The sequence below is a fragment of the Ferruginivarius sediminum genome (assembly GCF_003344765.1).
Classification (GTDB): Bacteria; Pseudomonadota; Alphaproteobacteria; order Kiloniellales; family Rhodovibrionaceae; genus Ferruginivarius; species Ferruginivarius sediminum.
In genome coordinates this window covers 1-13,268 of sequence record NZ_QPMH01000001.1, presented here as the reverse complement: position 1 = coordinate 13,268, position 13,268 = coordinate 1, and the positions used below count along the sequence as shown (strand labels likewise).

General features: G+C 65.6%; 11 protein-coding genes and 1 tRNA gene. 3 read left to right on the top strand and 9 right to left on the bottom strand.

From position 1 onward, the window contains the following. Positions 1-126 precede the first annotated feature (126 nt). Positions 127-666: a hypothetical protein gene (locus tag DRB17_RS00060; RefSeq protein ID WP_114580129.1), complete on the top strand. Its 540-nt coding sequence runs from the start codon at positions 127-129 to the stop codon at positions 664-666. Between the two features lie 37 nt (positions 667-703). Here the strand turns inward: DRB17_RS00060 and DRB17_RS00055 are convergent, their stop codons facing one another. Then, a complete protein-coding gene (locus DRB17_RS00055; protein ID WP_114580128.1) occupies positions 704-1,984 on the bottom strand; it encodes a cation:proton antiporter in 1,281 nt (426 codons plus the stop codon). 53 nt (positions 1,985-2,037) lie between these two features. Here DRB17_RS00055 and DRB17_RS00050 point away from each other — a divergent pair, with 53 nt between their 5' ends. After that, the gene (locus DRB17_RS00050; RefSeq protein ID WP_114580127.1) at positions 2,038-2,250 is read left to right on the top strand and encodes a hypothetical protein; all 213 of its coding nucleotides are present in this window, start codon (positions 2,038-2,040) and stop codon (positions 2,248-2,250) included. A 67-nt stretch (positions 2,251-2,317) separates the two neighbouring features. Here the strand turns inward: DRB17_RS00050 and DRB17_RS00045 are convergent. The 8 genes from DRB17_RS00045 to DRB17_RS00010 all read right to left on the bottom strand — a co-directional run bounded on the left by DRB17_RS00045 (position 2,318) and on the right by DRB17_RS00010 (position 12,071). Continuing rightward, positions 2,318-2,393: transfer RNA gene (locus tag DRB17_RS00045), tRNA-Lys, on the bottom strand. 96 nt (positions 2,394-2,489) lie between these two features. Continuing rightward, positions 2,490-3,641: a rod shape-determining protein RodA gene (rodA, locus tag DRB17_RS00040; protein ID WP_114580126.1), complete on the bottom strand. Its 1,152-nt coding sequence runs from the start codon at positions 3,639-3,641 to the stop codon at positions 2,490-2,492. Positions 3,642-3,658: 17 nt separating this feature from the next. Then, entirely contained in the window at positions 3,659-5,548 is a 1,890-nt protein-coding gene (mrdA, locus tag DRB17_RS00035; RefSeq protein WP_114580125.1) for a penicillin-binding protein 2, read from the bottom strand. 53 nt (positions 5,549-5,601) lie between these two features. Then, positions 5,602-6,114 carry a rod shape-determining protein MreD gene (gene mreD, locus DRB17_RS00030; protein ID WP_114580124.1) on the bottom strand — a complete coding sequence of 171 codons (513 nt, stop codon included), beginning with the start codon at positions 6,112-6,114 and terminating at the stop codon, positions 5,602-5,604. Next, entirely contained in the window at positions 6,111-7,010 is a 900-nt protein-coding gene (mreC, locus tag DRB17_RS00025) for a rod shape-determining protein MreC (protein WP_241503690.1), read from the bottom strand. Before mreC ends, mreD begins: the two co-directional genes overlap by 4 nt. Positions 7,011-7,155: 145 nt before the next feature. Continuing rightward, positions 7,156-8,199, bottom strand: a complete 1,044-nt coding sequence (locus DRB17_RS00020; RefSeq protein WP_114580122.1) for a rod shape-determining protein — start codon at positions 8,197-8,199, stop codon at positions 7,156-7,158. A 167-nt stretch (positions 8,200-8,366) separates the two neighbouring features. Then, on the bottom strand, positions 8,367-9,950 hold the full coding sequence (locus DRB17_RS00015) for a 2-isopropylmalate synthase (RefSeq protein ID WP_114580121.1): 1,584 nt from the start codon (positions 9,948-9,950) through the stop codon (positions 8,367-8,369). A gap of 432 nt (positions 9,951-10,382) precedes the next feature. Beyond that, complete coding sequence (locus DRB17_RS00010; RefSeq protein ID WP_114580120.1) at positions 10,383-12,071, bottom strand: thiamine pyrophosphate-binding protein; 1,689 nt, start codon at positions 12,069-12,071, stop codon at positions 10,383-10,385. 103 nt (positions 12,072-12,174) lie between these two features. Here DRB17_RS00010 and DRB17_RS00005 point away from each other — a divergent pair, with 103 nt between their 5' ends. Next, on the top strand, positions 12,175-13,161 hold the full coding sequence (locus DRB17_RS00005) for a ChaN family lipoprotein (protein ID WP_114580119.1): 987 nt from the start codon (positions 12,175-12,177) through the stop codon (positions 13,159-13,161). Positions 13,162-13,268 lie beyond the last annotated feature (107 nt).

Genomic DNA, 13,268 nt, shown 5'->3' with positions numbered 1-13,268 from the left:
TGTTCGTGTCTTTGGACATAATGGCTCGGCTGAACCTGCATAGATTTACGGCAGCTGTGTCCGCTATATCGAATTTTCGATATTTAGATGAATTTAGATAATTAATGACAATTTTCTACTTTGTATATGCAGCCTTTGCATGATGTGTTACAGATATTATTTAATAAAATTCACAACATCGCATTGAAGATGGTAGAATCCAGCATTCAGATGCTGCAGTGCAGGCCAAGAGAGGCGGAAATGACAATGTGCCAGAAATTGCATCCTCTGAGGATTACGGCATGCCTTAGTGCGGCCATGCTCGCCTTTACCGCGCCGTCGGCTGTCGCAGGCGGGCTATCCGGAATTCAGCCAAACGAGGCTTTTACCGGTGGCTTCGCCGGAATCGAGGTGCTCGAAACGTCCGAATTGGCCGCGCACCGCGGCGCCGGCATCTCATTCGGCACCTTTTTTCAGAACATCATCAACGCAACCGGGGGCGAAAGCCGGACGCTCGTGGTCCTGAACGGTCGCGACCCAGTGCCAGATAGCGGCCCCGGCGATCTGTCTTCCACGGACACGGTCACAACGGCGACCCGCACGCAGAGCGGGACAGCAACCGTAACACGGACCAGTAGCAGCACCACCAGCACTACGACGAGCAGCATGACGATCACCAGGAATTGACCGCGCGGCAGTGCGGCCGCGTCGATGCTTGCGACAATCAGCCCCGCGTGCCGCCCGCCATGTCCCGCTCCTCGGCGGCGGCGCGCGGGCCGAAGCGCTGGATGACACGCCCCATCGACAGGCCCTGGACGACGATCGAGAATATGACCACGGCGTAGGTGGCCACAAGGATAGTCGCCTTGTGCGGGCCATCGGGCAGCGAGAGCGCGAGCGCGACCGATATACCGCCGCGCAGCCCGCCCCACACCAGGATCGGCACCGCACCACGCGTAAAGGTCCGGCGGAAGCGCAAGAGGCTTACCGGAACCACAACCGCGGCCGCCCGGCCCAGCAACACCAGCGGTATCGCCGCCAAGGCCACCGGCGCGATCTCCGTCCGGAACGGAATGGCCAGCACTTCCACGCCGATGAGCAGGAACAACGCGGCGTTCAGGATCTCGTCCACCAAGTGCCAGAAGTTCTGCACGTGTGTCCTGGTGGTCTCGCTCATTCCCAGGCGCATACCACGATTGCCGATAAAGAGGCCGGCGATGACCACGGCGATCGGCCCGCTCATGTGCAGGCCTTGCGCCAGCGCATAAGCTCCCATCACAAGCGCCAGGGTCAGCATCACCTCCAGCACGTACTCGTCCAACCCGCGCAACAGGTGGCACACGCCCAAGCCCGCCAGCGCGCCCAGCACGGCACCGCCGACTGCCTCCTGGGCGAACAGAAGCAGGACCTGCGTCGCGTCCACGCCCTCTCCGCCATGTCCCTGTCCAAAGGCGATTGCCACCAGCACCAGGAACAGCACCACGGCGACGCCATCATTGAACAGGCTTTCGCCGGCGATTTTCGTTTCCAGGCTCTCGGGCACACGATGCTGCTTCAGCAATCCCAGCACCGCGATGGGATCGGTCGGGCTGATAAGCGCGCCGAACACCAGCGCCACGGCGAAGGGCACGCCGGCCAGCCACCAGAACCCCAGCGCCACCAGTGCCGTGGAGATCAACAGGCCGACGGTCGCCATCGACAGGACGATCCAGCGCTGTCCGGCGAGGGACGACATATCGACATGCAGCGCCCCGGCGAACAGCAGGAACCCCAGCATCCCGTTCATCAGCGCGGCGTAGAAATCGATCCCGCGAACCAATGCCCGCGCGTCCTCCGCCAGCGTCGTGGCCGGCAAAAGCGCATCGAGCGCGATCACGGCCAGGGAAGCGCCCAGCGCAATGACAACCAGCCCTATCGTCGTCGGCAGCTTCAGCGTGACGTGGTTCAGATACCCGAAGCCGGCGGCGAGCACGATGAGCAGCGCGGCGATCTGGAACACGGTCATCTTCGGCGCCTTCCTTTTGGTGCCGGGAAGCCTAGCGGACAGGGCCCAGGCTAATGCGCCAGATCGGGTTTCCCGGCTACTCACGCCACGGCCTGCGTAAGAACGCCGTGAACCGACTCCTGGAGGCCGGCTGCGCCACGGCTCAGGTCGCGGCCGTGACGGGTCAGACGTTGCAAATGGTCGAACACTACGCCGCGCAGGTGAACCAAGCCCGCCTAGCCGACGAGGCAATCCGGAAACTTATAGAGAACGAGGGCAGCCGATAGTTTGCAAAACCACACCGATTTTGCAAAACCTTTCAGTCTCGAAACCGCCGGAAACCCGCAGAAAAGGTGGTGGGCCAGGAAGGACTCGAACCTTCAACCTGCCGATTAAGAGTCGGATGCTCTGCCAATTGAGCTACTGGCCCGCTGATGCCGGGCGTAGATAGCAACTTCGCAACGGTTTGTGAAGGGCCGCGACAGCGCATTTTCAAGAAATTCCGCCGGCCTCCCGCTGTCGGCCGTCAATCCGCATCGTCCAGGCCACGGCGGGGGATACGCACGTCGCGGTGAACGTAGACCGCCATCGTCAGCCCAAGCGAGGTCATGACCGTCAGCATCGCCGTCCCGCCATAGGAGATCAGCGGCAGCGGCACGCCTACGACGGGAATCAATCCCATCACCATGGCGATGTTGATGAAAACGTAAAGGAACATGTTCGCCGTCAGCCCCAGGGCCAGCAGCCGGCCGAAGTGGTTGCGCGCGCGCAGGCTGATCGCGAAGCCGTAGATCAGGACGATGGCATAGAGGCCCAGCAGCGCCAGGCCGCCCAGCATGCCGAACTCCTCGGCCATCATGGTGAAGATGAAATCCGTCTGCTTTTCCGGCAGGAAGTTCAGGTGGCTCTGCGAACCCTGCAGGAAGCCCTTGCCGAACATACCGCCGGCCCCCAGGGCAATCTTGGACTGCATGATATGATAGCCGCTGCCAAGCGGATCCGACTCCGGATTGAGGAACGTCAGCACCCGCTGCTTCTGGTAGTCGTGCAGGAATTGCCAGGCCACCGGAATCGCCGCCCCGGCAACCCCCAGGATAACGGCAAACTTCCACAGGCGCACGCCGGCAGCGAAGAAGATCGCCCCCGCGACCATCATCAGCATCAGGGCCGTGCCCAGGTCCGGCTGGTTCAACACCAGGCCGACCGGCGCGGCAATCGCCAGAAGCGGCGGGATCAGCCGTGTGGGCCGGCCGATATCCTCCTCCGAAACGCCGTGGAAATAGCGTGCCAGTGCCAGGACGATTGCGACCTTCATGACTTCGGACGGTTGAAGCTGGATCACCTTCAGGTCGATCCAGCGTTGCGCGCCCATGCCGATTGTCCCCATGACCTCGACCGCGACCAGCAGGGCAAGCGCGCCGAAGTAGATGAACCATGTCCAGCGGAACCACATTCGGATGTCGACCAGCGCCACGCCGACCATCAGCACCAGACCGCCGCCGAAACGCACGGCCTGGCGCGACGCCCAGGGGTCGTAGGAGCCGTTGGCCGCCGAGTACAGCATCACGCAGCCGACGGCCGCCAGCACCGAGACGACGAACACCAGGCCCCAGTTCACCTGCAGCGCCTTTTGCGCCAGGGTCATCTCCGGGTTTCGGCGCAGTCCTTGCGTCTGCATGCGCGCTGTCCGTTCCCCTAGGTCTCGGTTCCCGCCGGCTTGCCGGCCACCTGCGCGGGTGCGCCGCGGCGGGCCGGGTCGCGGCGCTGCGTCTCGACCAGCACATCGCGCACGATCGGTGCCGCCGTCGTGGAACCGCCGCCGCCGTGCTCCACCACGACGGCACAGCAGTAGCGAGGCTTGTCCACTGGCGCAAAACCAACGAAAAGCGCATGGTCCCGCCGGCGCCAGGGCAAATCCTCGTTCTTGATGACGCCCTGCCGTCGCTCGGCCATGGTGATGCGACGCACCTGCGCGGTGCCGGTCTTGCCGGCCATCTCCCAGCCTTCCTGGCGGATGCGCTTGCCATAAGCGGTGCCGCCCTTCTCGTTGACGACGGCATCCATCCCCGCGCGCACGACGTCGAGGTGTGGCAGCGGCACTTCCAGGTCCGGAAAGGCGCGCTCGACGACCGGGGTCACGTCCTCGTCCCGGCCTGAAAGCCCGTGTGCCAGGTGCGGCCGCACGGCCTTGCCGCTGGCCAGACGCGCGGTCATCACCGCAAGCTGCAGGGGCGTCGTCAGCACGAAGCCCTGTCCGATGGCGGCGACGAGCGTTTCGCCCCCCTGCCACGGTTCGCCGATATAGGCGCGCTTCCACTCCTTCGTCGGCACCGTCCCGCCACGCTCGCCCGGCAAGTCGATGCCTACCGTCTCGCCCAGGCCGAAACGCTTGGCCATCTCCGCGATGCGGTCGATCCCCACGCGCCGGGCCAGCTCGTAGAAGTACACGTCGCAGGAGTTCTTGATCCCCTCGACCATGTTCAGCTTGCCGTGGCCCCAGCGCCGCCAGCAATGGAAGCGCGCATTGCCCAGCTTGTAGAAGCCGGGGCAGTACACCTCGTGCCCGGCGCCGATACCCGCTTCCAGCGCCGCCAGTGCCACCACCATCTTGAAGGTGGAGCCGGGATTGTACAGTCCGCCGATGGCCTTGTTGGTCAGCGGATGCTGCGGGTTATTGACCAGGGCGCGCCACTCGCTGTTGGAGAGGCCGAAGTTGAAGGCATTGGGGTCGTAGCTGGGCACGCTGCCCATTGCCAGTACATCGCCGGTTTCCACGTCGAGGACGATGGAGGATGCGCTCTTTTCCCCCGACAGCCGCCGCTGCACGAAGCCTTGAAGTTCGCCATCCAGGGTCAGGATCAGGTCGCTGCCGGGCTGGCCTTCCTCACGTTTCAGTTCGCGGATGGTCCGGCCCACCGCGTTGACCTCCACCTGACTGGTGCCGGCCGACCCGCGCAGTTTCTCGTCATAGCGTTTTTCCAGACCGCTCTTGCCGACACGGAATCCCGGCAGTTCCAGCAGCGGGTCGCCGGTCAGCTCGTGCTCCGCCACGGCGGCGACGTAGCCCAGCACGTGCGCCATCTCGGCGCCGTGGGGATAGTGCCGCGTCTGCCCGACGTCGATCGAGATGCCGGCAAGGTCCGGGGCATTCACCTCGACCTGACTCACTTTCTCCCATGACAGGTTCTCGCGCACCGTCACCGGCACGAAGGCGCGTTTCTGCCGGACCTCGCGCAGGATGCGCTCGCGGTCGCTTTCGTCGATGGGGATAATCCGCGTCAGCCGGTCCAGGGTCGTCGTCATGTCGTTGGCCTGCTCGGCCACCAGCAGGACACGGTAGTTCTGGTTGTTCACGGCGAGCGGCGCGCCGAAGCGGTCGAGGATGCGCCCGCGCGGCGGCGGCAGCAAGCGCAGCGAGACCCGGTTGTCCTCCGCCAGTGTCGCGTACTTCTCGCCCTCGACAACCTGCAGGTAGTACATCCGCCCCGCCAGCAGGCCCAGCAGCGCAAGCTTGCCGCCACCCAGCATCAGGGCCCGGCGGGAGAATGTCTTGAACCGGCCGTGATCCTCGTTGAGCAGGGCCATCGTCGCTCCGTCGCGAAACCTCGTTTTCCGCCGCCGACACCCGAAGCCGGCGGCTAGGTGCGCAGCATGCTTCGCTGAACCTGTACGAACAGCCACGCCAGCGGCGGATAGGCTGCCACCGTGGTCATGAACTGAAACGCCGCCGGACGCGCGTCGACCAGCGTCCCCGCCAGCAGCGCGTTCAACAGCCAGGACAGCGTGCAGGCGCCCAGTGCGATGACGGCGAATCCGAACCAGATCACCATGAAGCTGCGCGACATGAAGAAGCGGCGCTGAGACACCACGGCAACATGCACCAGCAGCAGCACCAACACGCCCACACCGAGCGCGGTCCCCGCGGCCAGATCGTGGAACAGGCCCACTGCGAAGACGGCAGCCGCCGGCATAAGGTCCGGGCGGTGCACCGACCAGTAGTACACCGCGATCAGCGCCAGCCACGGCACCACAGGCGCCAAGTCGGGCAGATGCAGCGGCACCATCCCCACCATGACCAGCGCCAGCGTCAGCAGCGTCGGGGTGATCTGGCGGGCAATCAGGTCCAGCCGCTGCCAGACCGTCAGTTTCACCGTGGCGCCCCCGTCGCCGCCGCGATCCGTGCGCTATAATCATCTTCCCGCGTCATCAGGATTCCCGGCATGCCGTAGTCCACCACGCGCAAGTATTCCATGCGGTTCCAGTCAGCGAAAGGCCGGACGCGGACGCCATGCTCGCCGGCCTTGACGATCTCGCCCACCGGCAAGCCGGGTGGGAATACGCCGCCATGGCCCGAGGTCACGATCCGCTGACCCACGGCCACCTCCGCCTCTTCGGGCAGGTAGACGAGCTTCGGCCGATCGGAGTTGTCCCCCGCCAGGATGCCGCGTTGCCGGGTGCTTTCGATGACGACCGGAATCCGCGAGTTGATGTCGGTGATCAGGAGAACACGCCCGCTCGTGCGGCCAACCTCGGCCACGCGGCCGGCAAGCCCCTCGCCCGTCAGCGCCGCTTGGCCCTTGGCAATCCCGTGGTTCGTCCCGGCGTTGATCAGGACCGAGCGCACGAAGGCGCCGCCGCTGTCGGCGATGACGCGACCGGTGACATAGTCTGTCTGCGGCTCGGGAGCCATGTCGAGAAGCTGAGCCAGCGCCGCGTTCTCGGCCTCCAGCCGGCGGGCAACAAGCTGCCAGTGCTTGAGTCGCGCGTTCTCTTTCCGCAAAGCGGCGTTTTGCGCACGCAGGACGGCAAGCTCCCGCCCCTCCCGGAGGACGTCGGCGACCGTTGCGACAGGTCGCGATGCCGCGTCGAGGATAGGTGCCACCGCGTCGACGACGGTCGTGCGCGCGCGCTCCACGAGAATGCCGTCGGCCTTGCCAACCAACATTAGAGCGAAGGCACCGCCAACAAGCAGCAGGAAGGCAAAGCGATGCAACCATGCCCTGACGGGCGTGGTCAGATCCTCCAACGGTCGCATCGGTCGTTTCACTCAGGTCCTCCCCAAGCCCGGACCTGTTCCTCGGAACTAATTTTTACTGCGACACCTTCTCGGATTCTACTGTGCATTCGTTAAGAAAGAAACAGCGAACCCGACCATCGCACTGAAAAAATTGGTTAAGACGAGCCCCACAACATCAGTACATCGTGATCAGCACGTTCTTCAGCGTCTTCATTTCTTCAAGGCACCTTCCCGTGCCCAGTGCGACGCAAGAGAGCGGATCGTCGGCTATGGAAACCGGCAGGCCGGTGGACGCCCGCAGGACGTAGTCCAGGTTGCCCAGAAGCGCGCCGCCGCCGGTCAGTACGATGCCCTTGTCCACGATATCCGCGGCCAGCTCCGGCGCGGAATGCTCCAGCGCGACCTTCACCGCCTCGACGATGGCACCGACCGGTTCGGCCAGCGACTCGGCGATCTGGCGCTCGGAGATGACGAGTTCCTTGGGCACGCCGTTCATCAGATCGCGGCCCTTGATCTCCATCGTCCGGCCCTCCTCCCCGTGCTCGGGCGGGCAGGCGGAGCCGATCTGCTTCTTGATGCGCTCGGACGAGCCTTCGCCGACCAGAAGATTATGATTGCGCCGGATATAGGCGATGATCGCCTCGTCCATCTTGTCGCCGCCCACGCGGACCGAGCGCGAGTAGACGATGCCGCCGAGCGACAGCACCGCGACCTCGGTGGTGCCACCGCCGACGTCGACGACCATGCTGCCCGTCGGCTCGGTCACCGGCAGGCCGGCGCCGATCGCTGCGGCCATCGGCTCCTCGATCAGGAACACGCGGCGCGCGCCCGCGGCCTCGGCCGACTCCTGAATGGCGCGGCGCTCCACCGCCGTCGAGCCCGAGGGCACGCAGACGATGCACTGCGGCGAAGCAAAGCTGCGCCGGTTATGCACCTTGCGGATGAAGTGCTTGATCATCTCCTCGGCGACCTCGAAGTCCGCGATGACGCCATCGCGCAGCGGCCGGATCGCCTGGATGTTCCCGGGCGTTCGCCCCAGCATCATCTTGGCTTCGTCGCCGACGGCGAGAACCTGTTTCTTGCCCTTGGCCTCGGCGATCGCGACAACCGAAGGCTCGTTGAGGACGATGCCGCGACCCTTGACATAGACCAGCGTGTTCGCGGTCCCCAGGTCGATCGCCATGTCGGCGGAGAGAATGCCGAGGAGACGGGAGAACATTGTGCGCGGAAACCCCTTACCCACTAAATATGCCACGGTGGGCGCTGTTGGGTGACTAACGGCCCACGGTGGCGATTTCAAGGCATTTGTGGCGGATCGCTCCGCCGTGGACGCGGCATCCGCGGCAGCGCCCGGCCGTCCCCTGGCCGGGCGCCGTTCGCATCGTGCTAGGCGGACATCACGTCCGGTCCGGCCGCCTCCTGGGAGGTTGCCGTCTTCTCTCGCTTCACCATCAGTTTGTTCAAGGCGTTGATGTAGGCCCGGGCCGACGCGACCAGCGTGTCATAGTCCGCGCCCTGCCCGTTCACGGTCCTGTCGTTCTCCGCCAGACGCACCGTCACCTCGGCCTGCGCGTCCGTACCCTCGGTAACGGCGTGGACCTGGTAGAGCTCCAGCGTCGCCTCGTGCGGCCACAGTTCGCGGATCGCGGCGAAGGTGGCGTCCACCGGTCCCGAGCCCTCGGTCTTCGTGTGCTTGCGTTCGCCCTCGATCTCCAGCTCCAGATCGGCCGTCTGCGGGCCGGTCGTGCCGCATTGGATGCCCAGCGAGACGAACTTGATATGATCGTTGTGCCGCAGCACGGCGTCGTCGATCAGCGCGATCAGGTCGTCGTCGAAGACTTCCTTCTTGTGATCGGCCAGATCCTTGAAGCGCTTGAACGCGTCGCCCAGCTCGTTGTCGTTCAGCTCGTAGCCCAGTTCCTGAAGCTTGCTCTTGAACGCGTGCTTCCCGGAATGCCGGCCCATGACCAGCGTCGAGCGGGTCAGCCCGACCGACTCCGGCGTCATGATCTCGTAAGTCTGGGCGTTCTTCAGCATGCCGTCCTGGTGGATGCCGGCCTCGTGGGCGAAGGCGTTCTTGCCGACGATGGCCTTGTTCGGCTGCACCGCGAAGCCTGTGATCCCCGCCACCTGCCGCGAGACGCGGGTAATGTAGTGGGTGTCGACGCCGCAGTCATAAGGCATCACATCGTGACGGGTCTTGAGCGCCATCACGACCTCTTCCATCGCGCAGTTGCCGGCGCGCTCGCCGATACCGTTGACGGCCACCTCGACCTGCCGCGCGCCCGCGCGCACCGCCGCCAGCGAGTTCGCCACCGCCAGGCCCAGGTCGTTGTGGCAGTGCACCGACAGGATCGCCTTGTCGATGTTGGGCACCCGGTTGCGCAGCATGGCGATCAGGTCGTGGAACTCCTCCGGCACGGTGTATCCAACCGTGTCGGGGATGTTGATCGTCGTCGCCCCGGACTTGATCGCCGACTCGACACAGCGGCACAGGAAATCGTGCTCCGTCCGCGTGCCATCCTCCGGCGACCATTCGACGTTGTCGGTCAGGTCCCGCGCGTATGAAACGCTGTCGATCACGGCCTGATGCACGTCGTCCGGCTCCATCTGCAGCTTGTACTTCATATGCAGCGGAGAGGTGGACAGGAAGGTGTGGATGCGCGGCCGGCGCGCGTGCTTGACCGCCTCCCAGCAGCGGTCGATGTCGCTCTGCCGCGCGCGGGCCAGGCCGCAAATCTGCGCGTTCTTGGCGTGCTTGGCGATCTGGGTGACCGCCTCGAAGTCGCTGGTGGAGGAGATGGGGAAGCCGCCCTCGATGACGTCGATGCCCATCTCGTCGAGGGTCTTGGCGACCGACAGCTTCTCCTCCGGCGTCATGGAACAGCCGGGCGACTGCTCCCCGTCGCGCAAGGTGGTGTCGAAGATTACGACCCTGTTCTGTTGGCTGGCCGATTGATTTTCAGTCATGGTCCTTCACGTGTCCTTCCCGGATCGGTGACGTTCAGCCGATGCACGACGCATCGACGGCACACCGGGGTGCTGTCCTTCCTTTTTTCTCCCCTGAACGCCTGCACCCCGACGGCGCGCGGCAGCGCTCAGGGGCGAATAAGGAGGAGAAGGCCGTCACCAAGGAGAAGGTCGAGCGACAGGGTCGGGATGCCGCCACCGGCAGTGGCGGAGAGGATCGGATCAATGCGGGTCGAGTCGGACACCATCTGTGTCACCGGAGATCGCGCGTCCTGTTCATCCGTGTCGCTTGGCGGCGGCGAAGGTACAGCCGATACCGTCCGTGCCGCAAGTCCCAGCGTTTTACCTTCCCACGGTTCTTGCGGCAAGTATCAATGTAAGACGGTTAATGGAAAGTTGAAGCCGCATACGGATTGCATCGTCTCGCCTTGCTCACGCCTGGCGTGCCTTTGCCAGCGCCGCCTCGCGGATGTCGCCAAGCGTCCGCGTGGTGGAAATCGCCTCCGGGTCGATGCGCAGTTCCAGGACTGCCGGCTTGCCGGACTCCAATGCACGCTCGAACGCCGGCGCGAAGGCCTCCGTGGTTTCCACGACCTCGCCATGCGCGCCGTAGGCATGGGCCAGTGCCGCAAAGTCGGGATTGGTGAGACCTGTCCCGCTGATCCGGCCCGGATACTCACGCTCCTGATGCATGCGGATCGTGCCGTACATCGAGTTATTGACCACAATAACCACGATCGCCGCCCCGTGGTGTACGGCCGTCGCGAGTTCCTGTCCGGTCATCAGGAAGCAGCCGTCCCCAGCGAAGGCCACGACGGGACGATCCGGCCGCGTCAGCTTGGCCGCCACCGCCGCCGGCACGCCATAGCCCATCGAGCCGGAGGTCGGCGCCAACTGACTGCGATAGGCGCGGTAGCGGTGATAGCGGTGCACGAAACCGGCGTAGTTGCCGGCGCCGTTGCACACGACCGCCTCGGCCGGCAGACGCTCGCGCAGCCACGCCATGACTTCCGCCATCTGTACGGGGCCCGGCACCGGCTGCGGCGTTGACCAGTCGAGATAATCGGCATGCGCCCGCGCCGCTTCTCCCGCCCAGGCCGGATGGTTGATCGGCGGCATCTCTCTCACCGCCGCGGCGAAGGCGGGCGTGGCTGCCTGGATCGCCAGGGCTGGCTGGTAGACGCGGCCAAGCTCTTCCGCGCCGGGATGCACATGGACCAGCGTCTGCCGGGGCACCGGCGGCTGCACCAGCGTGTAGCCCGCCGTCGTCATCTCGCCCAGACGCGCGCCGACGACCAGCAGCAGGTCGGCTTCGCGGACCCGTTCGGCCAGCTTGGGGTTCGGGGCGATCCCGACATCGCCGGCGTAGCAGCCGTGGGCGTTGTCGAAGTAGTCCTGACAGCGGAAGGAACAGCCGACCGGCAGGTCATTCGCCTGGGCGAAGGCCTCCATATCGGCCTTGGCCTGCTGGCTCCACCCGCCGCCGCCGAGCAGCACGAACGGCCGTTTCGCCCTACTCAACCGCTCGCGCAGCTCTGCCATCTCCCCGGCGCCCGGATAAGCGCGCACCGGTCGGCAGGCGGGAACGTCGGCGACCACGGTCGATTCCGTCAGCACATCCTCCGGCAGCGCCAGAACGACAGGTCCCGGCCGCCCGGCCATCGCCGTGTGGAACGCGCGGCTGACGTATTCCGGGATACGGGCCGGATCGTCGATCTCGGCGACCCATTTGGCGAGCTGGCCGTACATGCGGCGGTAGTCGATCTCCTGGAACGCCTCGCGGTCGCGCATGCCGCGCCCCACCTGGCCAATGAACAGGATCATCGGCGTCGAGTCCTGAAAGGCGACGTGAACGCCGGAGCTGGCATTCGTCGCGCCCGGCCCACGCGTGACGAAGCAGATGCCGGGCTTTCCGGTCAGCTTGCCATAGGCGTCGGCCATCATCGCCGCGCCGCCCTCCTGCCGGCAGACGGTGAGGGCGATCTCCGGCGCGTCGTGCAGCGCGTCAAGCGCGGCGAGGTAGCTCTCGCCCGGCACGCAGAATGCACGGTCAGCGCCGTGGATGCGCAACTGGTCGATCAGGATCTGCCCGCCGGTGCGCGGGCCGTTGGCCTGGGCCATGCCTCCGCTCCTGTCGCTTTGCCGCCACCGCGCTTAGCATACGGCCACGGAACGCGCCAGGGCGAGCATTGCCGGCGGCGGAAAGACGCGCCATCTTGCCGGCATGTTTCGCGCCCTCGCCGTTTTGCTTGTCGCCTCGATCTGGTCCTTTCAGGTCGTTTCGGCCGAGTTGCCGCCTGTCCCCTCGGACTGGCGGAGCGAAGTTTTCGCCGATCACCCGCTGACCGGCTCACTGTGGAATGCTGCCAGCGGCACCCGCGCCACGCCGGCCGAGCTTGCCGAGGCCGGGGCGGCTGCTGATTTCGTGCTGCTGGGCGAAAAGCATGACAATCCGGACCACCACCGGCTGCAAGCATGGATGGTGGAAGCGCTTGCCGCCCTGGGCGCCCGGCCCGCTGTCGCTTTCGAGATGATCGACGCGGACCAGGCGGACGCCCTGCAAGACCATCTGGCGGCGCGCCCTCGCGACGCCGCCGGCCTCGGCCCCGCCATCGGCTGGAAGGAACGGGGCTGGCCGGACTGGGAAATCTATGAACCCGTCGCCGCCGCCGCGCTGCGAGCCGGCCTGCCCGTCCGCGCCGCCGACGTAGCCCAGCCGCTTCAGCGCAAGGTCGGACGCGAGGGCCTGGCCGCGCTGGCGGAGAGACGTGTGCGGACACTTGGCCTGGACCGGGACTTGCCCGAGGCGTTGCGGGCCGACCTCCGACAGGAACTGGTGGAATCCCACTGCAACATGCTGCCGGACGAAGCCATCGCCCCGATGGCGAAGGTGCAGCGGCTTCGCGACGCCGCCATGGCCGAAAGCCTCGTTTCCGCCGCCAAGGAAGGCGTGGGGCAGGCTGTCCTGATCGCCGGCAACGGCCACGTTCGCGGGGATCGGGGCGTTCCGTGGTATCTGCGCGACCGGCTGGCTGAGCCCAAGGTGCTGACCCTGGCGATCCTGGAAGTGCGGGAGGGTGAGACCAACTGGCGGTCCTACATGTCTGTCGCTCACGGCGATGCGCCGCCGGCCTTCGACTACGTCTGGTTCACCCCCCGCGTCGACAACGAGGACCCCTGCGAAAAGTTCGCCGACCAGTTCAGGAACTAGACGACATGTCCGTCACGGGGGCGGGTGGCCCGCCTCCAGGTGTGCTGAGATACGTGGGTTGCACCGGCGGGTGCCGAGCCACAAGCACAGTGGAGACGGACCATGGA